At 69.7% G+C, this 25,831-nt stretch carries 22 protein-coding genes and 2 pseudogenes; 12 read left to right on the top strand and 12 right to left on the bottom strand.

The window, feature by feature from the left end; genetic code table 11:
• Positions 1-102: 102 nt before the first annotated feature.
• The 3 genes from ACWEOO_RS18115 (at position 103) to ACWEOO_RS18105 (ending at position 5,936) form a co-directional block, all read left to right on the top strand.
• Positions 103-1,692 carry a DHA2 family efflux MFS transporter permease subunit gene (locus ACWEOO_RS18115; RefSeq protein ID WP_452143941.1) on the top strand — a complete coding sequence of 530 codons (1,590 nt, stop codon included), beginning with the start codon at positions 103-105 and terminating at the stop codon, positions 1,690-1,692.
• A 67-nt stretch (positions 1,693-1,759) separates the two neighbouring features.
• On the top strand, positions 1,760-3,748 hold the full coding sequence (gene ligA, locus ACWEOO_RS18110) for an NAD-dependent DNA ligase LigA (protein WP_452143940.1): 1,989 nt from the start codon (positions 1,760-1,762) through the stop codon (positions 3,746-3,748).
• A gap of 88 nt (positions 3,749-3,836) precedes the next feature.
• On the top strand, positions 3,837-5,936 hold the full coding sequence (locus ACWEOO_RS18105) for a hypothetical protein (RefSeq protein ID WP_452143939.1): 2,100 nt from the start codon (positions 3,837-3,839) through the stop codon (positions 5,934-5,936).
• Between the two features lie 87 nt (positions 5,937-6,023).
• On the opposite strand, the gene ACWEOO_RS18100 is transcribed toward ACWEOO_RS18105, so the two are convergent.
• From ACWEOO_RS18100 to ACWEOO_RS18090, 3 genes are read right to left on the bottom strand one after another with little or no spacing between them, the layout of a single operon-like run.
• Positions 6,024-6,245: a hypothetical protein gene (locus ACWEOO_RS18100; RefSeq protein WP_452143938.1), complete on the bottom strand. Its 222-nt coding sequence runs from the start codon at positions 6,243-6,245 to the stop codon at positions 6,024-6,026.
• Between the two features lie 39 nt (positions 6,246-6,284).
• The gene (locus ACWEOO_RS18095) at positions 6,285-9,683 is read right to left on the bottom strand and encodes a sugar-binding protein (RefSeq protein ID WP_452143937.1); all 3,399 of its coding nucleotides are present in this window, start codon (positions 9,681-9,683) and stop codon (positions 6,285-6,287) included.
• 11 nt (positions 9,684-9,694) lie between these two features.
• The gene (locus ACWEOO_RS18090; protein WP_452143936.1) at positions 9,695-10,768 is read right to left on the bottom strand and encodes a LacI family DNA-binding transcriptional regulator; all 1,074 of its coding nucleotides are present in this window, start codon (positions 10,766-10,768) and stop codon (positions 9,695-9,697) included.
• A gap of 199 nt (positions 10,769-10,967) precedes the next feature.
• Here ACWEOO_RS18090 and ACWEOO_RS18085 point away from each other — a divergent pair, with 199 nt between their 5' ends.
• Positions 10,968-12,002 carry a hypothetical protein gene (locus ACWEOO_RS18085; RefSeq protein ID WP_452143958.1) on the top strand — a complete coding sequence of 345 codons (1,035 nt, stop codon included), beginning with the start codon at positions 10,968-10,970 and terminating at the stop codon, positions 12,000-12,002.
• Positions 12,003-12,053: 51 nt separating this feature from the next.
• Here ACWEOO_RS18085 and ACWEOO_RS18080 read toward each other — a convergent pair.
• The 3 genes and pseudogenes from ACWEOO_RS18080 to ACWEOO_RS18070 form a co-directional block, all read right to left on the bottom strand.
• Positions 12,054-12,218: pseudogene (locus ACWEOO_RS18080) on the bottom strand (transposase); the annotation flags it as partial.
• 52 nt (positions 12,219-12,270) lie between these two features.
• Positions 12,271-12,545: pseudogene (locus ACWEOO_RS18075) on the bottom strand (transposase); the annotation flags it as partial.
• 6 nt (positions 12,546-12,551) lie between these two features.
• A complete protein-coding gene (locus ACWEOO_RS18070) occupies positions 12,552-14,411 on the bottom strand; it encodes a hypothetical protein (RefSeq protein ID WP_452143935.1) in 1,860 nt (619 codons plus the stop codon).
• 115 nt (positions 14,412-14,526) lie between these two features.
• Here ACWEOO_RS18070 and ACWEOO_RS18065 point away from each other — a divergent pair, with 115 nt between their 5' ends.
• Together ACWEOO_RS18065 and ACWEOO_RS18060 are read left to right on the top strand one after the other, a co-directional pair.
• Positions 14,527-15,456, top strand: coding sequence for an LLM class flavin-dependent oxidoreductase (locus tag ACWEOO_RS18065; RefSeq protein ID WP_452143934.1), 930 nt, complete (start codon positions 14,527-14,529; stop codon positions 15,454-15,456).
• Positions 15,453-17,006 carry a mucoidy inhibitor MuiA family protein gene (locus ACWEOO_RS18060; RefSeq protein ID WP_452143933.1) on the top strand — a complete coding sequence of 518 codons (1,554 nt, stop codon included), beginning with the start codon at positions 15,453-15,455 and terminating at the stop codon, positions 17,004-17,006. Before ACWEOO_RS18065 ends, ACWEOO_RS18060 begins: the two co-directional genes overlap by 4 nt.
• Here the strand turns inward: ACWEOO_RS18060 and ACWEOO_RS18055 are convergent, their stop codons facing one another.
• On the bottom strand, positions 17,007-18,554 hold the full coding sequence (locus ACWEOO_RS18055; RefSeq protein WP_452143932.1) for a multicopper oxidase family protein: 1,548 nt from the start codon (positions 18,552-18,554) through the stop codon (positions 17,007-17,009). It lies immediately after the preceding gene.
• On the bottom strand, positions 18,547-18,909 hold the full coding sequence (locus ACWEOO_RS18050) for a hypothetical protein (RefSeq protein WP_452143931.1): 363 nt from the start codon (positions 18,907-18,909) through the stop codon (positions 18,547-18,549). The genes ACWEOO_RS18055 and ACWEOO_RS18050 overlap by 8 nt, the downstream gene beginning before the upstream one ends.
• Before the next feature lie 72 nt (positions 18,910-18,981).
• Here ACWEOO_RS18050 and ACWEOO_RS18045 point away from each other — a divergent pair, with 72 nt between their 5' ends.
• Entirely contained in the window at positions 18,982-19,863 is an 882-nt protein-coding gene (locus ACWEOO_RS18045; protein WP_452143930.1) for a LysR family transcriptional regulator, read from the top strand.
• On the opposite strand, the gene ACWEOO_RS18040 is transcribed toward ACWEOO_RS18045, so the two are convergent.
• Positions 19,855-20,352 (bottom strand): DUF2505 domain-containing protein, encoded by a 498-nt coding sequence (locus ACWEOO_RS18040; protein ID WP_452143929.1) that lies wholly within the window; start codon positions 20,350-20,352, stop codon positions 19,855-19,857. The genes ACWEOO_RS18045 and ACWEOO_RS18040 overlap by 9 nt on opposite strands.
• A 210-nt stretch (positions 20,353-20,562) precedes the next feature.
• On the opposite strand from ACWEOO_RS18040, the gene ACWEOO_RS18035 reads away from it, so the two are divergent.
• Positions 20,563-21,135, top strand: coding sequence for a sigma-70 family RNA polymerase sigma factor (locus ACWEOO_RS18035; RefSeq protein WP_359924243.1), 573 nt, complete (start codon positions 20,563-20,565; stop codon positions 21,133-21,135).
• Here the strand turns inward: ACWEOO_RS18035 and ACWEOO_RS18030 are convergent, their stop codons facing one another.
• The gene (locus ACWEOO_RS18030) at positions 21,136-21,594 is read right to left on the bottom strand and encodes a hypothetical protein (protein WP_452143928.1); all 459 of its coding nucleotides are present in this window, start codon (positions 21,592-21,594) and stop codon (positions 21,136-21,138) included.
• Between the two features lie 194 nt (positions 21,595-21,788).
• Between ACWEOO_RS18030 and ACWEOO_RS18025 the strand changes: the two genes are divergently transcribed.
• The 3 genes from ACWEOO_RS18025 to crcB (ACWEOO_RS18015) all read left to right on the top strand — a co-directional run bounded on the left by ACWEOO_RS18025 (position 21,789) and on the right by crcB (ACWEOO_RS18015) (position 23,796).
• Positions 21,789-22,730 (top strand): hypothetical protein, encoded by a 942-nt coding sequence (locus ACWEOO_RS18025; protein WP_452143927.1) that lies wholly within the window; start codon positions 21,789-21,791, stop codon positions 22,728-22,730.
• Between the two features lie 215 nt (positions 22,731-22,945).
• The gene (gene crcB, locus ACWEOO_RS18020) at positions 22,946-23,428 is read left to right on the top strand and encodes a fluoride efflux transporter CrcB (RefSeq protein ID WP_452143926.1); all 483 of its coding nucleotides are present in this window, start codon (positions 22,946-22,948) and stop codon (positions 23,426-23,428) included.
• Positions 23,425-23,796: a fluoride efflux transporter CrcB gene (crcB, locus tag ACWEOO_RS18015; RefSeq protein WP_363708499.1), complete on the top strand. Its 372-nt coding sequence runs from the start codon at positions 23,425-23,427 to the stop codon at positions 23,794-23,796. The genes crcB (ACWEOO_RS18020) and crcB (ACWEOO_RS18015) overlap by 4 nt, the downstream gene beginning before the upstream one ends.
• Here crcB (ACWEOO_RS18015) and ACWEOO_RS18010 read toward each other — a convergent pair.
• Complete coding sequence (locus ACWEOO_RS18010; protein ID WP_452143925.1) at positions 23,793-24,362, bottom strand: putative glycolipid-binding domain-containing protein; 570 nt, start codon at positions 24,360-24,362, stop codon at positions 23,793-23,795. The genes crcB (ACWEOO_RS18015) and ACWEOO_RS18010 overlap by 4 nt on opposite strands.
• Positions 24,363-24,447: 85 nt before the next feature.
• On the opposite strand from ACWEOO_RS18010, the gene ACWEOO_RS18005 reads away from it, so the two are divergent.
• Positions 24,448-25,641, top strand: coding sequence for an MFS transporter (locus ACWEOO_RS18005; protein WP_452143924.1), 1,194 nt, complete (start codon positions 24,448-24,450; stop codon positions 25,639-25,641).
• Between the two features lie 3 nt (positions 25,642-25,644).
• Here the strand turns inward: ACWEOO_RS18005 and ACWEOO_RS18000 are convergent, their stop codons facing one another.
• Positions 25,645-25,818 carry a CsbD family protein gene (locus ACWEOO_RS18000; RefSeq protein WP_452143923.1) on the bottom strand — a complete coding sequence of 58 codons (174 nt, stop codon included), beginning with the start codon at positions 25,816-25,818 and terminating at the stop codon, positions 25,645-25,647.
• Positions 25,819-25,831: the final 13 nt, after the last annotated feature.

Raw genomic sequence — 25,831 nt, 5'->3', positions numbered from 1 at the left:
ACCCGCTTCAACGCCACTTCGGACTGGAGGAAAAGCTAGCCACGGGGTGGGGCGACGGGCGTAGTGTCTGCACAGAGCGCATCGTGCGAGGGGGGCCAGACCGTGAGCGAACCAGCGACCCGTTCCGAGTATCCCGACAACATCGACGCCGCGGTCCTGAAGGTGGCCGGCGTGGTCGTGCTCGGCGCGATCATGTCGATCCTCGACATCACCGTGGTCAACGTCGCGCTGCCGACGTTCCAGGACGAGTTCGGCACACCCGAGAGTCCGGTCGCCTACTCGACGGTCGCCTGGACCGTCACGGCGTACACGCTCGCGCTGGCGACGGTGATCCCGTTGACCGGCTGGGCCGCCGACCGGTTCGGCACCAAGCGGCTGTACATGATGGCGATCCTCCTGTTCACCCTCGGTTCCGCGCTGTGCGCCACCGCGACCAGCATCAACATGCTGATCGGCTTCCGGGTGCTGCAGGGTCTCGGCGGCGGCATGCTGATGCCGCTCGGCATGACGATCATGACGCGGGCCGCCGGACCGCACCGGATGGGCCGGCTGATGGCCATCCTCGGCGTTCCGATGCTGCTCGGCCCGATCCTCGGCCCGATCCTGGGCGGCTGGCTGATCCAGGTGGCGAGCTGGCACTGGATCTTCCTCATCAACGTCCCGCTCGGCGTGATCGCGATCGTCTACGCCTGGTTCGCGCTGCAGCGGGACACGCCGCACCGCTCGGAGACCCTGGACGTCGTCGGGGTCCTGCTGATGTCGCCCGGGCTGGCGTTGTTCCTGTTCGGCGTGTCGTCGCTGCCCGCCGAGAACGGTGACTTCGGTGCGCCGCGGGTGTGGGTCTCGATCCTGGCCGGGCTGCTGCTGATGGCGGCGTTCGTCTGGCACTCGTTCCGGCCGAAACATCCGCTGCTCGACCTGAGGCTGTTCAAGGACCGCAACCTCACGGTGTCGATCGTGACGATGTTCCTGTTCGCGGCCGCCTTCTTCGGCGGGCTGCTCCTGGTGCCGACGTACTTCCAGCAGATCCGCGGCGAGTCGACGCTGCAGGCCGGTCTGCTGGTCGCGCCGCAGGGGCTCGGCGCGATGGTGACGATGCCGATCGCGGGACGGCTGGTCGACAAGGTGCCGGTGGGCCGGATCGTGCCGTTCGGGCTCGGGCTGATCGTGATCGGCATGTTCGGCCTGACGCAGCTCACCGCGACGACGCCGTACGGCATCATCATCGTGATGCTGGTCGTGATGGGCTTCGGGATGGGCGGCACGATGATGCCGCTGTTCACGTCGGCGCTGCGGACGCTGGCCGGTCCCCAGGTGGCACGCGGTTCGACGTTGCTCAACATCACCCAGCAGATCGCGTCGTCGTGCGGGGTCGCGACGATGTCGGTCATCCTCACCAACCACCTCAACGACTCGCCGATCATCCCCGGGACGGACCAGATCCCCGGGCTGGGCGACGGGCTCCGCGAGACCGAGGCCGCCATCCTGGCCAACACCCGCCCGGTCATCATCGCCGCGCTGCACCTGGATCCCGTCGCGCTCGCCCGCGGCCTCGCCGACGCCGCCGCCGCGTTCGCGAGCACGTTCTGGGTGGCGTGGGTGCTGGTCGTGCTGACCCTGATCCCCGCATTGATGCTGCCCCGCAAACGCGAGGAGACCCACCTGACGGAGGGCAGCGCGGTCATCGAGTGACCGCCGGCGATTCCCACCGGCACCGGAGATCCCGCGGATTGTCGGACGTCCCGGGTAGGGTCCTGGCGTGGATATTGGGGAGCGGATTCAGGACCTCGCCGATCGCATCGTGGTGCTGCGTGACGCCTACTACCAGGGGACGCCGTCGGTCGCCGACGCGGAGTACGACGCGATCGAGGACGAGCTGCGGGCGCTCGTCCAGGCCAACCCGGAGCTGACCCCCGACCCGAACCCGCTGGACCAGGTCGGCGCGCCCGCGGTGCTGCATGCGCCGGTCCGGCACTCGCGACCGATGCTGTCGCTGGAGAAGGCGACCCGCCCCGAGCAGGTCGAGGCGTTCTTCGCCCGCTTCCCCGGCCAGCCGGTGGTCGTGATGCCGAAGCTGGACGGCCTGTCCCTGGCTTTGGTGTACGAGAACGGGCGCCTCGCCCGGGCGGTCACGCGAGGTGACGGCACCACCGGCGACGACGTGACCCCGCTCGTGCGCGCGCTCGCCGACGGCGTCCCGGACCGCCTCGACGTGCCGGACCGGACCGAGGTCCGCGGTGAAGCGGTCATGTTGCGCTCCACCTTCGCCGCCTACAACGCAGCACATCCGGACAAGCCGCTGATCAACCCGCGGAACGCGGCGGCCGGGACGTTGCGCGCGAAGGACCCGGCCACCGTCGCCGAGCGGCGGCTGCAGTTCCTGGCGTTCGACCTCCTCAGCGACCAGGCCGAGGCCGACCTCGAGCGTGCGCTGCAGACCATGGGGTTCACGGTGGCCGACATGCGCCACTGCGACGACGCCGCCGCGGCGCAGGCGGTGATCACCACGATCGAGCAGCAGCGCAACGAGCTCGACTACGACCTCGACGGCGCCGTGCTGCGGCTCGCCGACCGGGACGCCTTCGCCGCCGCCGGCACCCGGTCGAGCTCGCCCCGCGGCGCGCTGGCGTTCAAGTTCGCCGCCGAGGAGAAGACCACGCTGCTCGCCGACGTGGTCTGGGACGTCGGCAAGACCGGCAAGATCGCGCCGGTCGCCTGGCTCGAGCCGGTCTTCGTCGGCGGTACGACGGTCACCCGCGCCACCCTGGCGAACCAGGAGGTGATCCGCGCCCGCGACATCAAGATCGGCGACACGGTGCTGGTCCGCCGGGCCGGTGACGTGATCCCGTTCGTGGCCGGCGTGCTCGACGCGTCGAAGCGCACCGGGCAGGAGCGCGACATCGTGCCGCCCAGCACCTGCCCGTCGTGCGACCAGCCGCTGACCGAGCAGGGCAACAGCCGCGAACTGTTCTGCACCAACGTCTCCTGCCCGGCGCAGACCGTGCGTCGCCTGATCCACTGGGCGTCCCGCGCGGCCGCCGACATCGACGCGATCGGCGGCGTCTGGATCGAGCGGCTGGCCGAGGCCGGCATCCTGGAGAACCCGTCGGACTTCTACCGGCTGACCGCCGAAGGGCTGCTGGAGTTCGACCGGATCGGTGAGATCTCGGCGGCCCGGATGATCGAGTCGATCGACACCAGCCGGCGGGTCGGCCTCCGGCGCGCGCTGATCGGCCTCGCGATCCCGATGGCGTCCGAGGGCACCGCGGCGCGGTTGTGCCGGGCCGGTTTCGGCTCGCTCGAGGAGGTCGCCGACTCCGGTGTCGACGGCCTGGTCGCCGTGGACGACATCGGCCCGAAGGTCGCCGCCTCGCTGATCGAGCACCTCACCCGGCTGCGTCCCGAGCTCGAGCGGCTGCGCGCCGCCGGCGTGTCACTCGACGTCCGCGAGGAGGACCTGCCGCCGGTCGTCGCGGCCGGCGCCCCGCTGGCCGGCAAGACCGTCGTCGTCACCGGCGCGATCAGCGACCCGCGCTCCGGCGAGAAGGTGGCCCGGCCCGCCTTCCAGCGGCTCTGCGAGAAGGCGGGCGCGACGATCGCCTCCTCCGTCTCGGCGAGCACCGACTACCTGATCACCGGCGCCGACGTCGGCGCCGCCAAGCTCACGAAGGCGGAGAAACTCGGCGTCGAGGTCGTGGACCAGTCCGAGATCTGGCGCCAACTCCAGCAGGCAGACCTGCTCGGTTAGCGCGCGCTGTCCAGTTCCTGACAGCACCCTGGCGCCCGGCCGCTCCGGCGGGAAAGGGTGGTTGGACGTCGAGGAAACGGAAGAGCGCATGACCGACAGCACCGACAAGCACGGCGAGGCGACCGGCTTCCAGGAGCAGGCGCCGTACGACGAATCGATCGACCTCCGCACCGATTTCGTGATGGTCTACGGCCTGAACGACAGCACGCCGGAGCGGATCGCCCGGTGGCGCGAGGCCGGGTACCGGATCCACCTGATGACAGGGATCTCCTGGGGCACGTACCAGGACTACCTGGACGGCCGATGGGACGGCTCCGGCCACTGGGCGGACGCGCAGACCGCGGGCGACGGCTCGCCGATCCTGCACGGTGAGAGCACCGACATTCCGTACATGGTGCCGACCTTCGCCTTCACCGAGTACCTGGTGCAGAAGCTCCGCCCGATCATCGAGCTCGGTGTCGAGGGCATCCACCTCGAGGAGCCGGAGTTCTGGGCGCGGGCCGGCTACTCCGAGTCGTTCAAGCGTGAGTGGCAGGCGTTCTTCAAGGAGCCGTGGCAGGCGCCGCACAGCACACCCGAGGCGCACTTCCGCTCCGGGCAGCTCAAGCAGCACCTGCTCTCCCGCAGCCTGGACCGGGTGACGTCCGTGCTCCGCGACGAGGCGCTCGCCCAGGGCCGCGAGGTGCGCTTCTACGTCCCCACGCACAGCCTGCTGAACTACACGCAGTGGCAGATCATCAGCCCCGAATCGCGGCTGCGAACCTTGCCGTCGATCGACGGTGCGATCGCGCAGGTGTGGACCGGCACGTCCCGGACGCCGAACGTGTACGCCGGGAAGGTCGCCGAGCGCACCTTCGAGACGGCGTACCTGGAGTACGGCATCGCGCAGGACCTGACCCGCGGCACGGACCGGCGGATGTGGTTCCTGCACGACCCGATCGAAGACCACCCGGACCGCACCTGGGAGGACTACCTCGCCAACTACCAACGCACGCTGGTCGCGTCGCTGCTGCATCCCGGCGTCGCGCGGTACGAGGTGGCCCCGTGGCCGCACCGGATCTTCAACCGCCCGTACCTGCGGGAGGGATCCGCCGAGCGCGAGCTCATCCCGCCGGACACGGCGACCAGCTACCTGATCGCGATGAACAGCCTGCGCGATCTCGACCAGCCCGACGTGCGCTGGTCCCAGGAGGGTCCGCGGATCGGGATCGCGCTGTCCGACACCGCGATGTTCCAGCGCTGGGCGCCCGGTGGTGAGAGCGGCCGCTACGACGGTCTGCAGGACGCGTTGGCGCTGGAGGGCCGCGAGCAGCTGCACTTCTCCGACTTCTACGGACTGGCCCTGCCCGCGCTGTTCGACGGGCAGCGGGTCTGCCCGGTCCAGTTGGAGAACGTCATCGACACTCCGGACGCGCTGGACGATGTCGACGTACTCGTTCTGAGCTACGAGTTCCAGAAGCCGTTGGCGCCGGGCATCCACTACGCGCTGGCCGGGTGGGTCAGCCGCGGCGGCAGCCTGCTGTACGTCGGGGACGGCGCGGACCCATACCACGAGATCCGCTCGTGGTGGACCGGGCGATACGACACCTGCGCCGACCATCTGGCCGAGGCGCTCGGGGCGGACCGCTCGCGTGACGGCGTCCAGGCGAGCGGTCAGGGGCGGGTGCGGTTCATCGCGTCCCGGCCGGCCGAGTTCACCGAGTCGCCGGAGCGCGCGGCCGAGCTGGTGTCGGCGATCCGCGACCTGGCCGAAGCGGGCGGGCACACCTGGAAGTCGAGCAACTGGCTGTCGGTGCAGCGCGGTCCGTACCTGATCGGCGCCGTGCTGGACGAGGCGGGCGGCTCACAGCTTGTCGAGGGCACCTACCTCGATCTGCTCGACCCTCAGTTGCCGATCGTCCGGCGCCGCGAGCTCGGGCCGGGACAGCTGGCCTGGCTGCGCGACCTCACGTACGACGACGAGACGCTCCTCGCCTCCGCGGGCCGCGTCGTGGACTGGCAGCGGGACACGACCACGATCAGGTTCAGCTGCGAGGCGCCGCGCGGCGTACAGGTCACGACGGCGCTCCGCGTGCCGTCCGAGCCGACGGCGGTGCAGGGCGTCAGTGAGTCGAGGTACGAGGACGGCGTGCTGTGGCTTCGCCATCCAGGTGATCCCGCCGGGACCCGCGTCGAGCTCAGCTTCTGATGGTGTGACGCGCGCGGATCCGCGCCCCGGCCGGACAGCCTCTGGTGGAGGTCGTCCGGCCGAGCGGATGATCGCCTCGGGACCCGGTCAGAGCTGGTGAAGCTTGTGGAAGGGGGCCATGACCCGGAGGAGACGGCCCTTCCCAAGGTCCACCACCACCGCTTCGGCGCCCTCGACCGCGGTGATCCGGCCGATGCCTTCCTTGTCGTGGGAAACCCGGCCACCGACCTCGAACGTCTTGATCGGTGCGGGCACCGGCTGCTTGAAGGGACTTGTGGCTAGGCGGCGCTTCGCGCGTGTTGTCTCCATTTGGCCCCAGTATGCGCCAGCCGGAGCCGTTTCGCCGACCTACGGGGCGCGGCGCAGCACCACGGTCGCCTGGGTGGTGCCGCGGGGAAGGCGGACGGTGCCGGTGACCTGGTCGACGACGGCGCCCTCGGTCGAGACGTGGGCGATGTTGTCGCGCAGCACCGGGAGTTCGATACTGTAACCGGTCGGCTTCGCGGTGTCACCGCTGAGCCGGAGCGTCACCGCCCTGCCGGACGTGGTGAGTTGGTAGCCGATGCGGCCTCCGGTGACCGGGTAGCTGTTCAGCGCGATCTGCTGACGGTTGCGGATCCACTCGTTCGGCACACCGCGGCCGATGATCACGGTCCCGTCCGACTTCTCCGCGATCAGCGAGTCGAACAGCACCTTGGTCGCGGTGGACTGACCCCACATGTGCTGGTTCGAACCGCCGCCGCCCCGGGCGTGGTCGATGGTCCACGGCGAGTCGGCGCTCGGGTAGTCGACGCCTTCCCACCAGCCGAACGGCCCGCTCATCGTCTTGTCGATCATGTACTGGTACGACTTGATCCCGAGGTCGCGGTACTCCTCACCCCGCAGCGCCGCACTCCCGTACCCGGCGTTGTACGCGCTCGAGAAGTACCCGTGCGGGTACCCGCCGAAGTTGTAGATGGTGTCCGAGACGTCCTTGCGCCGCTCGAACCCGTGCGTGTACGTGTCGTCGATCTTGTCGAGCATCGTCCCGTGCTGGTCGGCGCCGAACAGGTACCCGTCCCACGCCCAGCGCCCGAACAGGAACATCGAGGCCCAGTTCGCGTCCCGCGGGTCCTTGCGCGGCCCGGTCTCGTTCGGCTCCACCATCGAGATCGGGAGGTAGTCCAGGTCGTACTGCTTCATCGTCTGCTCGATACGCGCGGTCGCCACCTTCAGCAGATCGTCGTACTCCGCCTTCGCCCACGCCGCCTCCGCGGTCTCGCCGAGTGCCGTGGCGAGATAGCGGTACGTCGTGAGCCCGGTCAGCGCCGACCAGTTGTCGATCGTCCAGTACCCGTGGGAGTCGATCGCGTCGGTCTGCTTGATGATGCCCGTGCCGCCGTCGATCCGGTCGGTCTCGATCGTGTGCGTGCTCTTCTTGATCGTCTCGAACCGGCTGCGGATGAAGTCCTTGTCGCCGGTGCGCTGCAGATAGAGCGCGTACGGCCAGCTGTACTTCCACTTCGCGTCGTCGTACTGCAGTTGCGCCGGCAGCGTGGACAGGTAGTCCCGGGCGTAGGTGAAGTCGCCGACCGTCAGCAGCGTCGACACGATGCCGATCGTGTCGTGGTCGAACATCTCGTCGTACCCGTTCTCGCCGACGTGCAGTTCCTTGGCGCCGTTGATGTCGTCGCGGATGATCAGCGTGTAGATGTACCCGGCCTTGTAGGCGTTGATCAGCCGCCGGTCGGGCAGGTCAGTGATGTCCGCGATCGCCGACAGCCGGTTGTTCCAGTACTGCCGCATGTGCCGGTAGTGCTCGTCGAAGCCGCCAAGGGTCCGCACCTGCTCAGCCGTCGGCCAGTCGTACGTGCTGCCGAACCGATCTGCTGCCACCGCATAGTCGCGGACGACGGTCTGGCCGGCGCCGACCGTTTCGCCGGCATCGTTCAGTGGCGTCAGCAGGCTCGACACCCGCGGCAGACGAGCCGGCGCGGACGTGGTGTTGGTGACGGTCATCCGCGAGTACGCGATCTCGAAGCGGTTGCCGTTGACAACGACGAGGTCGGCGAAGTTCTCGACCGTGATACCGAGACCGTCCTTGGCGTACTCGCTGATGAACGCGGGCAGGTATCCCTCGGCGTTGGACCACTTGATCTTGCCCGGGATGTTCGGCACTCCGAAGGTGATCATCGCGTCGCCCCGGCTGCGCAGCCGGTAGCTGCCGTCGATGAAGGCGATCGGCGCGTTCAGGTCACCCTCCCAGCCGAACGAGGAGGTGAGGCCCGGGTTGGTGACGTAGGTGTACTGCGCGTTCGCCGCGGACGAGACCGCTTCGTCGAACGCCGCCTTGAGGAAGTCGTACGCGAGCCGCAGGTCGTCCGCCTGCGCGCCGCCGTCCGCGAGGGTCGCGGTCGCCGCCGCGATCTCGTTGTCCAGCTGCCGTTGCGCGGACTCGCTCGCCGCGTACACGTCCGCCGCCGCGGCCTGGTCGAGCATGTTCTGCACCAGAGCTCGGTAGCTACCGGCCGACGCCAGCGTCACACCCGCGAGCGTGACGTTGCCGGAGGCATGCGTCTTGCGGGTCAGCTTTGCACTGACGCGGGCCGACTGTCCCGCCTCGAGGTTCAGCTCGAACACCCGGGTGACCGACGGGTCGGTGCTGACCAGTTCGGCGCTCACGTAGGTCGGCGTCGACGCACCGTCGAGGTAGACCGAGATCCTCGCCGCGGCGCGCCAGACACCGGAGACGAAGTGCAGGGTACGCCGTTCCGCTGCGGCCGGGACCGTGAGGTCGTAGCCGTACGGATCGGTGAGATCCACGCCTGTGTTCGCGCCGTCGGCGAAGAAGATGCCGCCGTGACGGGTGCCAGGCTCGGAGGCGGTCGGCGTACCGTCGGTCCATGAATAGCTGACCGGGTTGTCGTTCTGCGAGCCGATCGCTCCCCCGGACTGCCGATTCGCGACCGCGAGCACCGGCGCACCGGCCCGGCGGTTGATCGTCGATCCGTCGAGGTGCATCCAGTCGCTGACCCCCTCGGCCGTCAGGTTCAGCGACACCGGCACAGCGGTCGCCGAGAACCCGGTACCAAGCGTCGAGAGCGCCGCGGCCGACAACGACAGATTGCCGGCGGCATTAAGTTTGCTCGCGAAGCGGCCGGTCACGACAACGCCCTGGCCTGGCCGGATCGTCACGGTGTAGCGCTTCGCCGCGGCGGTGCCGCCTGCGTTGATCTGCGTGGTGTACGAACTGCTGCCGTCGGTCGCGGTCACGGTCACCGATCCACGGGCCTGCCAGATCCCACCCACGAACACCAGGCGTCGTGGCGAGTCTGCGGCCGGGACCGTGATCCGGTACCCGGCGTCGTGGGCCGTCGTGTCCCCCACCGTCGTCGTGTCGTAGTTGAAGACGCCGCCGGTGGTGACGCCGGTCGCCGGCGAGGCGCCGTCCGACCACCCGAACGAGATTGGGCTGTCGTCGAGCGTCGTCCGGCCACCCGCCGGGTTCAGGTCGTCGACGGTGAGCGCCTGCGGTACACCGGCCTTCCGGTCGATCCCTGAACCTGTCACATGGACCCAGTCGAGGTCGCCGTACGACGTCAGGTCCATGGCGCCGCCGACGCCGCGGCCGTTGGGGAGGTTCTCGACGCCGACCACGAACGGGCCGGCGGGCGGGGTGGCCGCCGGAGCGGCCGGGGCGGAGATCACTGCGGTCACCACGAGTGCCGCGGCGCCGACCGCCGCGAGCATTCTGGTTCCGTGCCTCATCTTGTGTCCCTTCAGGAGGTTGGCACAGCGGACGTGCGGGGCCCGGGGAGGCTGGATCCGCGGACCACCAGCTCCGGCTCGAGCAGCACGTGCTGCGGCTCACGGGGATCGCCGGCCATCAGGTTGTCGATGGCCTGGATCAGTTGCCGTCCGACCTCGTCGATCGGCTGGCGCAGGGTGGTCAGTCCCGGACTCACCAGGGCGGCCGTCGGCGAGTCGTCGTACCCGGTGATCGCGACGTCGGCGCCCGGCCGCAACCCGCGCTCGTGCAGCGCGCGCATCACGCCGAGCGCGAGCGTGTCGGACGCACAGACCAGGGCGGTCGCGGGGCGGGAGGCGTCCAGCATCCGGTGCGCGGCCTGCCGGCCGGCTTCGAGGGAGTCGACGACCGCGGCCTGCAGGTCGGTCTCCAGCTCCCGGTCGCGGCAGGCGTCGAGCCACCCTTCGCGGCGGTCCTGGCCGAGCTCGGACTCCGCGAGCCAGCCGATGTGGCCGATCCGGCGGTGCCCCTGGGCCGCCACGTGGTCGGTCGCCGCCCGGGTTCCGGCGCGGCCGTCGACGTCGACCCAGGCCAGGCTGTCGTCGCCGTCCCAGGAGCGGCCAAATGACGCGAACGGCACACCCCACGAACGCAACGCCGCGACCCGGTCGTCGTTGTGATGCGTCTCGGCCAGCACGAACGCGTCGATGGAGGTCTTCTTCAGCAGGTCCCGGTACGCCTTGATCTCGCCGGCCGGTCCGTCCTCGGCGTGGCACAGGATCAGGTGGTAGCCGGCCTCGACCGCGGCGGCGTTGAGCACGTACAGGAAGTCGTCCATCAGCAGCGACGCCTTGTCCGGCCGGGACGGCCGCATCTTGAAGGCGATCAGCGACGAGCTCCGGTTGCGCAGCGCCCGGGCGGACAGGTTCGGCTCGTACCCGAGCTCCTCCACCGCGGCCAGGATCCGCTTGCGGGTTTCCGGCGCCACCCGGTCGGGGTTGTTCAGTGCGTTCGACACCGACTGCGCCGACACCCCCGCCCGCTGCGCGACCTGCACCAGCGTGACATGACCGTGCGGAGCCGGCCCACGGTTGGCGTGCTGCATCGGCGCTCCCGGGATATTAACGTTAAAAAGATTGCCTGCAAGCTACTGAGTCGCAGGCGGCATCGTCAAGGGCTGAAGCGGAGTCAGTGGTTTTAACGCTAACAGCCGCCTATCCCCAGGCAGTTATCCACAGGCCGCGAGGTTCCTCCGTCCGCGGCCGGCGGAAAACCGTACGTTCTTGGGGCAAGGAGGTGCTCGAATGAACAAGCACAGGAATCACCGCCGGCGTGGCCGGCAGACGCTCGGAGCCGACCAGCACCCGCATCCGCAGCTCAGGCCGCTGACCGTCGGGCAGGCCGCGCGATTGGTGCGCCTCGCAGAGGCAGCAGCGGCGAAGCGCGGCTTCGCGATGCGGTACGACGGCGTCGCGGCCCTGGTGCCGGTCGGAACCGGGGATGTGTCTGCAGACGCGGCCGGCGGAATGACCGCAGGTCTGGGCAACCTCGCCCTCAAGGTCGCGAACCTGCCACGACAGCAGTGGCACGCCGAGGTCAGTGATCACTTCGATCAGATGCCCAGACCCGACGAAGTCATCACGGTGCCGGACGACCTGGAGAACAAGCTCTATCTCAGGCTCGCGTGTGCAGCGTTCCACGATCCTGACATGGTCCGCGACACACCTGAATTCGTGCCGGGTGTCGTCGTGGTGCCGGCTGTCTACGTGGGTCGCGCGGCCGCGATGTATTTCGACGTCGACAGGCTCGGTCTGACACGAGATCAGGCCACCCGGATCGGCCTCGCGAACCTTCGGCGGATCCAGGACGAGGTCGAGACCGTGCAGCTGGCCGGTGCCGAGCTGACCGTTGTCGGCGGAGGCATGTTCACCGCGTCGAGAGCACTCGTGTTCGACACGGTGCTGCGCGAATCGCTCCGGGTCGAGGACCCTGCCCACGGTTGTCTTGTCGCCATGCCCGCGCGCGACCAGCTCGTGATTCATGTGCTGCGAGATCAGACGGCGCTGAACGCACTGGCTGCCATGGTGAGCCGCACCGCCGAACTCTTCACCACGAGCCCGGGCGCAGTCAGCCCGCACGTGTACTACGTGATCGACAACGAGTGGCACCAGGTCACCGACTACACCACCGGCACCTTCCATCTCCACGAGGTCCCCCCCACTCACCGAGGCCCTGGAGCAGCTGGACGCCATCCCGAAGGCCGCCTCCGTGTAGAGGTCCGGCGCGAGGTCACCCTCCCCGGCGTACCGGATCAGCTCGGCCGCCGCCGTACTCCGTGAGGCGTGGCTGGCGTTTACCTGCATCCGCCAGCCCTGGTCGTCGGATCTTGTGCGTCCGTCTGCCCATTCGTCGTGTTGTTCGGCCAGAACGGCTCCGGCGAGGCGGATGACCGCGGCGCGGTCGGGGAAGATGCCGATGACGTCTGTAACACCAGGTCCTCGGTCGTCTCCCCGGTCGCGCCCCGCAGACCGAACCTTCGGCGAGGGCGTGTTCGACGTGGTCGAGAGACAAGCTGATCCTCCTGCCCAGGGCGGCTTCACCTTCAGCGGTGGCGACCATGACCGCGATCTTGATCGCCTGGCCGCCGCCCTCGTGGACCTTCATGGTCAGCGCGTCCGCAGCCAGGAATGTGGACGGACCTTCGTCCAACAGCAGCTCACGGAAGTCGCGCGCCAGCTCGTCGAGGTTCCTGGCCATCACACTGCCGTGGGACGTGACAGGCCAGTGATGCCCAGCGTCTCCATCAACGACTCCACCAGCCGCGTGGACACCCCGGACAGGTAGCACGCCGGCACCACTGACGTCAGAGCCGCCTCCGCCTGGCTGCCTCACGTTCCGCCCGGAGACGGGATTCGATGGGTGCCGTCGGGGTCTACATGGAAGGTGAAGCCGTGCGGTGTGGTCCATTCGAGCGTCTTGTGGTCGATGCGGTGCACGGACCATCCGCGGGCGTGCGTCTTCACCCGGTGACCGAACCGTCCGAGCGGCGCGAGGTTGGTGGTGCTGGTCTGGCCTGTTGGCCCGTGAAGGTCGTAGGGCTCGATGTGATCGAGGTCGATGGAGTCGCTGGTCTCGCGGGTGCCGTACGGGAAGAGTTCGACCGGGTGGATCAGTCGCACCCGCTCACGAATCCGGGTGGGGATTTCGTAGGCGTTGACGCTGACCGCGTCGTTCAGGTCGATGACTGGCTTCACCGTGTAGGGACCGTGCCCGACCAGTTCGGCCAGCTGGCTGGCCAGCAGCGGCCCGATGCCCTCAGCCCGCACGACGCCGGCACCACTCGCCAGCGTCTTGTCGGTGAGATGCACGATCACCTCGGTCTGCCCTGGACGCACGTGTCCCCTGACTCGGCCGGCCCTGGTCGGGTCTGCCGAGTAGGCGTCCTGTTTGATTTGCGCGAGTCGTGCGTCGAGCGCCCGGAGCGTGGCAGCGTCCATCGGTTGCGCCTCAGCGGTCCGGGTCCTCGGGTCGGGCGAGCGGCCGTCGTACGGATCAACCGGCAGATCGAGGTCGCGTGGCCCCGACGCCTCCAACCACGGATCCTCCATCGGCCCGACCGGCTCCCGTGGATCAGACGGCTCCAGCAGATCGTCCTCTCCGTCCGCACACGCGACGTCGACCCACGCGACGCCGGCACCGTCGGCCGTCACAAGCGTCCCGCTCCCCCAACGCACGCGCTCGTCGGCAGCCTTGATCGCTGCCTCGCTCGTGGCCGCTACGTCGGCTCCGGCCCGGACATCCAGTATCGCGTCGGCTTCGCCCTGGGCGTCCGCTGCGGGGTCGGCTCCGGCCCGAACGTCCATTGTCGGGTCGGCTTCGGTCTGTGGGGCGGCTTGAGGTGGGGCGTTGTCGTGCCCTGCCGCGGCGCCTTGAGCTCGGGCTTGGGTCAGGAGTTCTTGGGTAAAGGCTGGGTCGCAGATGATGCCGACAGCCTCGGCTCGGCGGTGCTGGACGGGGCGGGTGTCACCGAAGGTCTTCAACGCCTCGGCGATCGCGGCGATGGCCGCGTTGTACCGATTCACCCCGCCGGCCGCGGCCTTGATGTAGATCGTCTTGTTGCCGTGCCCGTCCCCGCGCCCGACGAACACGCCACGCTCGGCGGCTGCTTCCGCGGCGTCGGTTTCAGCGAGCCCCGGATCGGCCTGCTTCTTGGCTGCGGCCACGATCTTGTCCAGCCGGTACGGCGAGATCGTGTCCACGACCGGCGCCACCCGCCGGTCCACATACGCCGCCCCCTGCAGGTCCAGCTTCCCGCAGCACCGCACGATCTGACAGGCCTTCCACGCAGTCGCCTCACCAGCCTGAACCTGCGCCCAGATCCGTGGGAACCGATGCCGCAACGCCAGGCCATCGGCGATGATCTGACGCCCCACACCAGGAGAGACACCGACCACGACACCGAACTCCGCCACCGCGAACTCCGCAATCTCCGGGCAACCCTCACCACCCAGCACCACCGCACGCTCCCGCCCACCACCCACCCGCCGACCCGGCCGCACCCCACACACCGCGGGATGAAACCGGTCAGCGTAGACCTGGGCACACTCCAGCACCCGCGCGTCGGCCCGGCTCGCCACCGCACGGCACTCAGCCGCGGCCTCCAGCAGGTCGCGGGTCGGCAACCCACCCAGATCATTTTCGAACATGCGTTCGATTCTATCGAATGTATGACGATTCGCCAAATCCACCGAACCCACGAAATCCCATGCCTGCAAGGCGAAACGGCGAACTACCTATCGTTCCGAGCGGCCGATTCCCAGGCGGGAATTGCCCAGGCGGACGGCGCTCGCGACGATCGGCGGTATGGACTTGGATGCGAAGGTCGGCGTGTTGCTGCCGACGGTGAAAGCGCAGTGGACGGCGGGCGACGAGCCGCGGCAGGTGGTGCGGCTGGCGGTCGCGGCCGAGGAGCTGGGGTACGACTCGGTGTGGGCCAACGACTCGGTGCTGACACCGCGGATCGAGGCGCTGACGGTGCTGACCGCAGCGGCTGCGACCACCGAACGCGTGACGATCGGTACGGCAACGTTGATGCCGGTCACCCGACGTCCCGTGAACGCGGCGCACAGCCTGGCGTCGCTCGACCTGCTGTCAGGCGGCCGGCTGGTGGTCGGCGTCGGTGCGGGATTCCCCGGGCGCTTCGGCGTACCGCTGCACCGGTTGTCGGAGGTGCCGTGGGAGCGCAGGTTCGCGCGGCTCGACGAGACGGTCGCGCTCTGGCGGCGGCTGTGGAGTGCGGACGAGCCGGTGACGTTCCACGGCGACGTACTGCGGCTGGACGACGTACCGCCGACGATCAGGCCGCACACCGCGGGCGGACCGCCGATCTGGCTCGGCGGATCGACCCCGGCCGCGCTGGAACGGACCGGCCGGCTGTACGACGGCTGGCTGCCCTATCCCCCACGCGCCGACGACTACGCCACCGGCCTGAAGGTCGTGCAACAGTCCGGCCGCGCCGTCACGCCCGCGCTGTTCGTCTCGGTCGCGATCACCAACTCACTGGCCGAAGGCGAGGACCGCCTCCGCGGCTACGCCCGCACCAATTACGGCATGGACCTCGAAGACCTCCGCAAGATCCAGGCGGTCGTCGCCGGCCCCCCGTCCCACGTCACCGAACACCTCCGGGCGTACGTCGAAGCCGGCACCACGCACCTCGTCTGCAGGCTCGCCGCCGCGGGCCTCGACGATTACCGCCGCCAACTCGAACTCCTCGCGGCTACTGTCAACACATGAGCGAACTTGTCGTGGATGCGCCGATCGTCGCGGTGACCGTGTATCCGGATCGGGCGCGGGTCACCCGGCGTGGGCGGGTGGTGGTGCCGGCCGGGGACCAGACTGTGTACGTCGAGCCGCTGCCGCTGTTGCTGCAGGACGACTCGGTCCGCGTGTCCGGGCGCGGGCCGGCGACCGTACTCGGGGTGGACGTGGCGACTCAGCACCATCCGCAAGCTCCGGACGAGACAGTCGCCGAGCTCGAGCGGCAGCGGCGTGCGGCGCAGGACGAGATCGCTGCGCTGACCGACGCGGACGACGTACAGGTCCAGTTGGAGACGTTCCTCGCGCAGCTGGCCAAGCGGGCCGGCGGAAGTTTCGCGCGGGCGCTGGCGGCGGGCGACTCGACCGCCGAGCTCGGCGGGTTCACCGAGTCGCTCGCAAGCCGACTGGCCGGCGTACGGGCGACCCGCCGGGAGCTGACCGCGCAGCGCCGGGACGTCGACGACCGTCTCGCCGCGATCGGCCGGCAGCTCGCCGCGCTCTCGGAGAAACGCACACCCGACCGGCGGTCCGCGGCCGTCACGCTCGAGGCCGAGTCCGAGGCGGAGGTCGAGATCGAGCTCTCGTACGTCGTGCCCGCGGCCGGCTGGTCCAGCTCGTACGACGTCCGTCTGCGGGGCGATCGGCTGACGCTCAACTGGTACGGCGTGATCACGCAGGCCACCGGCGAGGACTGGCCGGAGTGCGAGCTCACCCTGTCGACGGCCCGACCGACCGTGACGGCGAAGGTCCCCGAGCTCGATCCCTGGTACCTCGACCGCTTCCACCCGCCGGTGCCTGTCGCCGCCGCCCCGATGATGCGCGGCGCGGCCCGGACGGACGCGTTCGCCGAGACTCTCCAGTCGGCCGCGCCCGCCTTCGTGGAGCAACAAGCGATCGTCGAGCAGGGCGTGACGGCGGCCAGCTACACCCCGCCGCGCCCCGTCGCCGTGCCCGCGGACGGCGCGACCCACCGCGCGACCATCGCCGCGATCGACCTCGACGCCGAGCTGGACTACATCACGGCCCCGGTGCGATCCACCGATGTCCATCTGCGGGCCACCGTGGTGAACTCGTCCGTCCACACGCTCCCGGCCGGGAAGGCCGCGGTCTTCCACGACGCGGACTTCGTCGGCTCGGCCGCGCTGCCGCTGTGGGCGCCCGGTGAGGACGTCGAACTCGCACTCGGCCTCGACGACCGCATCCGGGTGGAGCGGAAGATGGTCCGGCGCGGCGCGACGAAGGCGACGCTCGGATCGACGCGCCGACGGCAGGTCGACTACGAGACGAAGATCGAGAACCACACCCCACATGCCGCCCGAATCACGGTGCTCGACCAGTTCCCGGTCGCCCGCGACCACGAGATCACCGTCAAACAGCTGACCGCCGACCCCGAACCGTCGGAGACCACGGACCTCGGCGTCGTCACCTGGAAACTCGACCTCGGGCCCGGCGCGGAAACCGTCGTCAAGTTCGCGTTCCGGGTCGACACCGGCAAGTCGGTGGACCTGGCCGGGTGGCGCGAGTGATCAGCTGATCTCCAGGTTCGCCATCATCCCCATGTCCTCGTGCTCGGCGTTGTGACAGTGGAAGAGGTAGCGGCCGCGGTACCCGTCGAAGCGGGTGATGATCTCAGCGGACTCCCCCGGACGCAGCGACACGGTGTCCTTGAGACCTGCGTCGGACGGGAGGGGTTCGCGGCCGCCGCGGGACAGGATCCGGAAGCCGGCCAGGTGCAGGTGGACGGGATGGTGGACGTCGGCAACCAACCGCCAGAGCTCCACGTCGCCGAGCCGGGTCGTGACGTCGGTCCGGTCCGGCGCGAACGGCCTGCCGCCGATCAGCCAGCCGTGGCCGTCGCCCATCTGCCCGGCGCGGAACGCGAAGTCCCGCGTCCGGACGGCCTCCGATCGCTGCCAACGCGGCAGGTCGTCGGACAGCACGTCCGGGATCCGGCTGGGGTCGGCCGCCTTCCGTACGACGTGGAACGCCAGCACGTCACGGGTCTGGCCGGTGCCCGCGCGGTTCACAATCCGGACCCGGCTGCCGACGGCGACCCGGCCGAAGTCGGCAATCACGTCGTACCGCTCGGCCGGGGCGATGGGCAGGTGGCGAAGCGTCACCGGGGTGCTGAGCAGGCCTTGGTCGGCGCCGATCTGGACCAGGTCGAGCCGCCGCCCGTCGTCGAGGACCGCTTCGAGGTCGTAGTGCCGCGCGTTCGACGCGTTCAGGATCCGCAGCCGGTACCGCGCCGCATCGATCTCGTGCACCGGCCAGGGCGCGCCGTTCACCAGGACGACATCGCCCAGAACACCTGCCAGATAACGCTCCTCGACACCGGGTCGCATCGTCAACGACGGGTCGATCGATGGATACGCCAACGAACCGTCGGCGGCGAACGCCCGGTCCGCGATCAGCAACGGCAGCTCGCGCGCCCCTGACGGCAGACCGAGAGACTCCTCGGCGTCGTCGCGGACGAGGTGCATCCCGACGAGGCCGCGCCAGACGGCCGGCGCGGTGAAGTCCATCCGGTGATCGTGGTACCAGAGCAGCGTCGGCCGCTGATCCAGCGGGAACGTGTACTCCCGCGTGACGTTGCTCGTCACCGCCCGCGGATCGTGCATGCCGTGGGCGTGGTGCTCCCAACCGGACGGCAGCACGAGGTCGGTCGGATACCCGTCGGACTCCGCCGGCGTCCGCCCGCCGTGCAGGTGGACCACCGTCGGCACCGGCAACTCGTTGCGGTGGGCAACCGTGATCGCGTGCCCTCGCCTCGACTCGATCGTCGGCCCGGGAAACGTGCCGCCGTACGTCCACAACCGGGTCGGCACGCCGGGCAGGATCTCCGCGGTGACCTCCCGCTGCACGATCTCGTACCGATCGGCACCGGACAGCACCGGCGGCAACGGCAACGGCACCTGGAACGCGGGCGGCAACGGTATGGCGCTGCGCAGCTCGGCCCCCGTCGACGCCGGGCGCCGCGACAGTGCGGCCGCGCTCGACAACCCGCCCGCGGCGACCAGCCCGAGCGCGCCACCGATGCCCAGCACCTGACGCCTGCTCATCCGCTCACGCATGCGTGGCCTCCCGCCAGACGGCGATGAACAACACGACCACCGCGGCGACGGTCAGCACGCCCAACGGAAGGTGCAGCCACAGCGCACCGTCCTGTCCGGCGAAGTACTGCACTGTCTCGGCCGCCACCACTCCGAGCGACGCGAAGAACGGCCAGACCCGCCGGAGCCGCGCCCAGACCACCGCTGCGGCGATCACCTGCAGACAGCCGATCGACGTGACGATGTCCGCGCCGACCGCGTGCAGGCGCAACCCGTCGAAGTCGCCGCTCAGATAGACGCCGGCGAACACCGGCTGACCGACGATCGCTACCAGATGCGCGCTCACGAGCCCGCGCAGAGCCCAACCACTGACCATGCCGCGACACTATGATTCACGCGTTATGAGCGTCCAAGACCAATATCGCTATCTCGTGATGACGGAAGGGTCATGATGGACCTGACCATGCTCCGCCAGTTCGCGGTCGTCGCCCGGCTCGAGCACCTCAGCCGCGCGGCCGACGAGCTCCACGTCGCCCAGCCGTCACTGAGCCGCACGATCGCCCGGCTGGAGAACGAACTCGGTACGCCGTTGTTCGACCGCACCGCCCGGCTCCGGCTCAATCCGGCCGGCGCACTGTTCCGCGGGTACGTCGAGCGCGCGCTCGGTGAACTCGACGCCGGCCGCCGCGCGGTCGCGGAGGCGACCGCGCAGGGTTCGGGCAGCGTGCGGCTCGCGGCGGAGACCTTCCTCGCGCTCACCGAGCCCATAGCAACCTTCAAGCGCGAACACCCGTCCGTCGAGATCGAACTTCAGCAGATGTCCGCGGTGGACATGCCGCGCGCGTTGCGTGCCCAGGACGTCGACTTCTGCGTCGCGTCCCAGCCGGTGCCGAACGCCGGCCTGCAGTCGGCGGTGCTGCTCGACGAGGCCGTGCTCGTGGTGACGCCACTCGACCATCCGCTGGCGAGCCGTCCGTCGGTGACGGTCGCGGACCTCGTCGACGTGCCGTTCGTCATCGCCCGCAAGGGGCACTGGCAACGCCGCCTGCTCGACCGGATGTTCGCCGAGACCGGAGCGACTCCGCGGATCGTGTGCGAGAGCGACGAGGCGGCCGCGATCCAGGAGCTGATCCGCTCGGGTCTCGGCATCGGCTTCAACCCGGTGTTCGCCCGTCGCGCGATCCCCAGCTACCCGGTCGCGGCCGTACCGGTCGACCACCCGGAGTGCCGCCGTACGCTCACCCTGCTCTGGAATGCCGACGCGCACCTGTCCGCCGCGGCCGGACTCCTGCGCGCCGCGATCACCGGCTGGGACTGGGACTCAGAGTGAGCCCGACAGCCACGACCAGGCGACCTCGAACTTCTTCTCCAGCCGGGACCGGACCGCGTCCGCGACCAGTTGCTCGAGGCGCGCACCGACGACCGGGACCGACGCCGTCACCCGCAGGTCGAACGCCTGCGTCGTCCCGCGGCCTTCCGGCACGATCCGCGTCGTGCCGGTCAGTTTCACCGGCACCCCGGTCACCGCTCCGTCGACGTCGGCCTGTCGTGCCCCGTCGATGTCGGGCCGGTGCCAGATCTTCGACTGCTCCAACTGCAAGCTGGTCCCGATGAACCTCCGGGCCACCACCGGTACGTCCGACAGTTGCGTCTGCCAGTGGAACTGCACCGCCAGGTCGTCGCCGTCGTCGCCCACCACCACGTCGTACGACTGTGCCCGGAGCCGCTGGAACACCTGCTCCTGGAACGTGATGTCGGTGATCATCGCGAAGACCTCCTCCGGAGAGGCGTCGTACGACGTGGCGAGAGACAGATCCATGCGCCCATCTTGCACCGCCGGCGACCGACCGGTCAGCGCCCCTGCAGCTACCGGCCGCCCGCGCCGTCGGCAACTGTGCGGACAGGTGGTGACACGGTGAGCGACATTCGGTAACCTTTTCGTGATGTTCACGGCGTAGCTGACTGAGAACGGGGCTTAGGAAGCGCATGGCCATCAACCACTTCGCACCGGGCGGTGCGTAACCGGCACATGTCCACACACACCGCCGCAGTATCCAACGATGCCGACGACGAGGACGAACTGATCAGGCTCGCGCAAGCGGGCGACGGAGCAGCCTTCGGGCGGCTCTACGATCGGTACCTGCCGTCGATCTACCGCTACACCTACTCCAAGACCTCGTCGCGCAGTGCGGCCGAGGATCTGACCAGCGAGACGTTCCTGCGGGCGTTCCGCGCGATCGCCCGCCGGCCGCGGGCGCACCTGAACTTCGCGGCCTGGCTGGTGACCATCGCCCGGAACGTGGTGATCGACCATCACCGCTCCGGCTGGAGCCGGCTGGCGATCGTCACCGACGAGGTCGACCCGCAGATCGACGACGCCATCGGGCCCGAGCAGGCCGCGCTGGCGTCGGTGAGCGAGGCGTCGCTGCGCGGCGCGCTCACCCACCTGCCCGACGACCAGCGCGAGTGCCTGCTGCTGCGGTTCTTCGCCGGCCTGTCGATCAGCGAGACCGCGGCCGCGATGGACCGCACCGACGGCGCGGTCAAACAACTGCAGTTCCGCGCCACGAACCGGCTGCGGCGCCTGCTGCAGGAAGGGTGATCACGGCATTTCAGGCGTGGTGGCGAGCTCGATCAGGCGTTCGGCGACCTCGGCGCAGCGTTCCTCGGCGCGGCCGCGGGCCGAGCCGGTGAAGCGCAGCCGCGCGGTGGCGGTCAGCGGATCGGCGCGGACCTCGATCAGCGCCCCGCCGGGCCGCGGCTGGACGTTCACCGAGATGCGGACCCAGCCGCCCAGACCGCTGCGCAGCCGGACGACCAGCTCGTGATCGGGCCGCCAGGTCTCGACGATCGCGACGACCAGCTGCCGGTTGTGGGCGTGGCGTGCGCGCGGCGCGCGGCCGTCGTCCCGCTGGATGACGCTGCCGGCCTGCGGCCAGTTCGCCGCGGCGCGGAGCTCCGGCGGTACGGCGATCATCCAGTCCGCGAACGTTGCCGGGTCACGGATCACGGTCATGACGGCGTCGACGTCGACGGCGCCGAACCGCCAGGCCATCACCATCGAATCCGCTTCCCCAGTCCACTTCGCGTGCGTACTCCCGTGTCTACCAGTACGCAGCGTCACCGGGACCCGCGCAGCGCTGTAGCGGACGTCACATCGACGGCGAACTTTTCTCCCGCGGCCGGACTCCAAGACGGTACGACGGAGGCTGGGGTGCCTCCGCGTGAAGGGGAGGGACGATCCAGATGTTTCGAATGACCGTAGGTCTGGCCTCGGCCGGCGTGCTCGCGCTGGGCCTGGGAGCGGCCATGATGCCGCAGGCGCAGGCCCGTCCGGCCGGACAGTCCGCAGCCGCCGGCACGACGGCGACCACCGCGGCGTGTTCGCTGCGGCTCGGCTCGGTGACGTCGACCGGCGCGTTCACCAGCAGGATGATCAACGCCACCGCGCCGATCACGATCGGCGGCGTCCGCGGCACCGCCGGCGTGTTCGGGGCGAACCAGGTCCAGAAGATCAGCACGTTCACCGGCACGCCGGTCGGCACCAACGGCGAGGCGCGGACCGGCCTCACCGTGATGGGCGGCGCGCTGTACTCCAGCTCGTTCGTCGTCGACGGCCAGAGCCAGCTCGACCCGCACTACCCGCACAACAACCTCCGGATCGGCGGCGGCTGGTCCAACTACCGCTGGATCGAGCAGTCGATCCTGCAGCCGTCGGACGCCGGACAGCCGGCCCGCAAGCTGCTGTACGGCCAGCGCACCGACGGCACCACGCACCGCTGGATCTCGGACGGCTCCGCCTGGCGCGTCAATGCCGGCGCCGGCGGACTCAGCACCGTCAAGGGCATCGCGCTGATCGGCCGCACCGCGACCTCGGAGACGTTCCTGGCCAACACCCGCACCGGCACGCTGGTCACGGTCACCTGGCCGACGAAGTACATGTCCGGCCCGACCAGCCGGGTCGTCCGCGGCTCCACCTGGCAGGGCTTCGAGCAGCTGATCGCGACCAAGTGCGGCGCGACCGGCACGCTGCTGCTCGGCATCGACCGGGACACCAGATCCGGCTACCTGTACGCCGTTGGTCACGCCAACGGAACGAGCACCGTCATCAAGAGTCTGGGCAAGGTCCCGCTGACCTTCTCCGACCCGCAGTACTTCCGGATCGCCCCGAAGTACGACGTCCTCAACGGCGGCTGACCTCGCACCCGAACGCCGCCCTCCGGCTCCGGCCGGTGGGCGGCGTTCCCGTGGACCGCTGAGCCGGCCGGTGGCGGCGGCAGCTATGCTGGTGCGAGTTCGACCGGCGGTGGGGCTCGCCGGATCCAACTGTCGCCGTCCGGCGGCCAACAGTCCCTACCCGAGGAACCTCGTGGCGCCGCGCCGCGAGGTCGATTCCGGTAGGAGGACTGTCTGTGCAGCAGCACCCCGTCAACCCCTTGCCCAAGGGGCCGGTCGACCCTGACGTCGACCTGCGGATCGACGGCCGCGCCGGGCGCGCGCACGACCCGCTGGTCCTCGGCGCGATCGCGGCCGGCGGAGCGATCGGCGCGTCGGCCCGGTACCTGATCGGGCTCGGCTGGCCGACGCCGACGGGCGGGTTCCCGATCAGCACGCTGATCATCAACGTGGTCGGCTGCGGCCTGATCGGGATCCTGATGGTGCTGGTGTCCGACGTCTTCACCCGGCAACGCCTGCTGCGCCCGTTCCTCGGCACGGGCGTCCTCGGCGGTTTCACCACGTTCTCGACGTACGCCGTCGACATCCAGCGACTCGTCACGGTCGGCCACGCCGCGAACGCGCTGCTCTACCTCACGGTGACGGTCGCCGGCGCGCTGCTTGCGGTGTGGGCGACCGTGTCCGCGACCCGGGCGCTGATCACCTGGAGGACCCGATGACGCGGCTGCTGCTCGTGATCGCCGGCGGCCTGGTCGGCGCACCGCTGCGGTACGTCGCCGACCGTGCTGTCCAGGCCCGGCACGACTCGCTGTTCCCGTGGGGCACGTTCAGCGTGAACGTCCTCGGATCCCTCGTCCTGGGTTTCCTGACCGGCGCGGCGGCGGCCCTCCCCCACGACCTCCAACTGCTCGTCGGCACCGGCTTCTGCGGCGCGCTGACGACGTACTCGACGTTCTCCTACGAGACCATCCGCCTCTACGAGGACCGGGCGCGGTTCCTCGCGATCGCCAACGTGACCGCGAGCATCGTCGCCGGCCTCGGCAGCGTGTTCCTGGGCGTGGCCGTCAGCGAAGCGATCTGGGGTTAGCGGTCCCGGGTCGCGATCCCCGGGTAGTCCACCACCAACCCGGACGCGTCGAACACCAACTCGCACTCGAAGTCGAACGTCGCGGACTCGTAGTGGAAGACGTGCCGATCCGGGGCCGAGCTGGTGAGTGTGTAGCGCTGCTCGAGCCGCACGACGCTCAGGTCGTCGGCCCGGACGAACGCGGCCGGTACGTCGAACGTCGCGCCGGGGACGAACGCGAGCCGGTGGACGGGCAGCGTGTTCGTGACCGCCGAGGACTCGAAGTCCACGTCCCGGCAGCCGTCGAGATCCAGCCGGGCGACACCGTCGACGCTCCAGCGGTCCTCCGCCGAGCGGGTCAGCACGACTTGGTGATCACCGGTCACGGTCGAGTTCGCCGCGTGCACGGACTCGGTCGCCCAATCCGCGCCGACGGTGATCTCGTACCCGACGGACCAGGTCGAGTCGTCCTCGCGAGCCGACGTCCGGCCGCGCAACCGGCCTGGCTCCGCGAACAGCACCTCGAAACCGACCCGGGCGTCACGGTGCGTCCACGAGGCGGCGGCGGGCAGGGCGCGCAGGTCCATGTCCAGACTTTATCGGGACATGATGAACTAATCCGGTGACTGTCCTCACCGGCACGGTGCGCCTCGCTGTCCGAGGCCTGGAGTGATGCTCGACCGGTCCGAGTCCGCGCTGGGAATCGTCCTCCGATCACGGTTCTACCGTTCGGCGTTCCTGTCCCTGCTGATCGCCGGTGTCGGTCTCTCGGCCGCGACTCCGCAACTGACGCTCTTCCTGGTGCGGGAACTGCACACACCGCTGCCTGTCGCCGGTCTGTACTACGTGACGAACCTCGCCGCTCCGGTCGCCGGGTTCCTGGTCGGGCGATGGTCGGACCGCACTCGGGACCGGCTGCTGTGGTTCCGGATCTGCTCGGTGGTCGGCGCGCTCGGCTGGGCCGCGATGGCGTCGGCGACGGCGGTCTGGATGCCGTTCGTGATCAGTGCGCTCGCGTTGAGCGTGGCCGGCGGCTCGATGGCACAGCTGTTCGCGGCCTGCCGTGACGAGTTGAGCCGGCACCCGACCAGGGCCGAGAACCGGGTCGTCGCGACGGTCCGGATGGCGTTCACCACCGGCTGGATCCTGGGGCCGGTGTTCGGCAGCTGGTTCGGCGGCGTCTTCGGCCTGCGTACGTTGCTGATGGCAACAGCTGTCTGCGTGTTCGCGCAGCTGATCCCGCTCGGCCGGCAACGCGTCGAGCGGTACGACGGCCCCGGCGCGGACGCACCGTCCGAGCGCCGGCGGATCGACCACATGATGCCGCTGCTGGCCTTCACCGCGGTCTGTGTGCTGGCGATGACCGGCGACACCATCAAGTTCGGGTACCTGCCGATCTACATGGCCGAGCAGTTGCACGTGTCGGACTCGGTGCGGGGCGCGGTCATCGGCATCCAGCCACTGCTCGAGCTCCTGCTGCTGCCCGTCGTGGCGCGGCTCGCCGACCGGTACGGCGCGATTCGGGCCATGACGGCGGGCGCCGTCCTCGGACTGGCCGGGAACCTCGCCTACGCCCTCAGTACGTCGGTCGTCGGCTTGTTCGTCGGCCAGGCGCTGACCGCCGGGTTGTGGGCGTGTGTCGGCGCCCTCGGCGTCTCGATCGCCCAACGGCTGTACCCCGAGGGCGTGGGGACCGCGTCCGGAATCTTCCTGAGCGCGATCCCCCTCGGCTCCGCGATCGGCGGGACCATCGGCGGCGTCGGCGTGGCCGCGATCGGCCTGCCGCACGTGTTCTTCATCCCGGCCTGCCTGACCGCCCTGGCGATCGTCGCCTTCATCGCCCTCGGCAACCGTGAGGAGAGCTGACCGTCAATCCTTGAAGGCGTCCTTGACCTTCTCGCCGGCCTGCTTCAGATTCGCCTTCGACTTCTCGGCCTGCCCTTTGGCCTGCAGGTCGCGGTTGTCGGTGGCGTCGCCGGTCGCTTCCTTGGCCTTGCCCTTGGCGGCCTCGGCCGCGTTCTCGAGCTTGTCCTTGTTGCTCATCGTCGTCTCCCCT

Source organism: Kribbella sp. NPDC004138 (assembly GCF_053603655.1).
Note: the sequence above shows the minus strand (reverse complement) of the source record. Positions and strands in the feature narration are given on the sequence as shown.

Bases quoted from the DNA above. Each gene is read 5' to 3' on its own strand.
- ACWEOO_RS18105 (WP_452143939.1), top strand. From the start codon at position 3,837: ATGACCGACAGCACCGACAAGCACGGCGAGGCGACCGGCTTCCAGGAG.
- ACWEOO_RS18100 (WP_452143938.1), bottom strand. From the start codon at position 6,245: ATGGAGACAACACGCGCGAAGCGCCGCCTAGCCACAAGTCCCTTCAAG.
- ACWEOO_RS18095 (WP_452143937.1), bottom strand. From the start codon at position 9,683: ATGAGGCACGGAACCAGAATGCTCGCGGCGGTCGGCGCCGCGGCACTC.
- ACWEOO_RS18090 (WP_452143936.1), bottom strand. From the start codon at position 10,768: ATGCAGCACGCCAACCGTGGGCCGGCTCCGCACGGTCATGTCACGCTG.
- ACWEOO_RS18085 (WP_452143958.1), top strand. From the start codon at position 10,968: ATGAACAAGCACAGGAATCACCGCCGGCGTGGCCGGCAGACGCTCGGA.
- ACWEOO_RS18065 (WP_452143934.1), top strand. From the start codon at position 14,527: ATGGACTTGGATGCGAAGGTCGGCGTGTTGCTGCCGACGGTGAAAGCG.
- ACWEOO_RS18060 (WP_452143933.1), top strand. From the start codon at position 15,453: ATGAGCGAACTTGTCGTGGATGCGCCGATCGTCGCGGTGACCGTGTAT.
- ACWEOO_RS18055 (WP_452143932.1), bottom strand. From the start codon at position 18,554: ATGCGTGAGCGGATGAGCAGGCGTCAGGTGCTGGGCATCGGTGGCGCG.
- ACWEOO_RS18050 (WP_452143931.1), bottom strand. From the start codon at position 18,909: ATGGTCAGTGGTTGGGCTCTGCGCGGGCTCGTGAGCGCGCATCTGGTA.
- ACWEOO_RS18045 (WP_452143930.1), top strand. From the start codon at position 18,982: ATGATGGACCTGACCATGCTCCGCCAGTTCGCGGTCGTCGCCCGGCTC.
- ACWEOO_RS18040 (WP_452143929.1), bottom strand. From the start codon at position 20,352: ATGGATCTGTCTCTCGCCACGTCGTACGACGCCTCTCCGGAGGAGGTC.
- ACWEOO_RS18035 (WP_359924243.1), top strand. From the start codon at position 20,563: ATGTCCACACACACCGCCGCAGTATCCAACGATGCCGACGACGAGGAC.
- ACWEOO_RS18030 (WP_452143928.1), bottom strand. From the start codon at position 21,594: ATGGTGATGGCCTGGCGGTTCGGCGCCGTCGACGTCGACGCCGTCATG.
- ACWEOO_RS18025 (WP_452143927.1), top strand. From the start codon at position 21,789: ATGACCGTAGGTCTGGCCTCGGCCGGCGTGCTCGCGCTGGGCCTGGGA.
- crcB (WP_363708499.1), top strand. From the start codon at position 23,425: ATGACGCGGCTGCTGCTCGTGATCGCCGGCGGCCTGGTCGGCGCACCG.
- ACWEOO_RS18010 (WP_452143925.1), bottom strand. From the start codon at position 24,362: ATGGACCTGCGCGCCCTGCCCGCCGCCGCCTCGTGGACGCACCGTGAC.
- ACWEOO_RS18005 (WP_452143924.1), top strand. From the start codon at position 24,448: ATGCTCGACCGGTCCGAGTCCGCGCTGGGAATCGTCCTCCGATCACGG.
- ACWEOO_RS18000 (WP_452143923.1), bottom strand. From the start codon at position 25,818: ATGAGCAACAAGGACAAGCTCGAGAACGCGGCCGAGGCCGCCAAGGGC.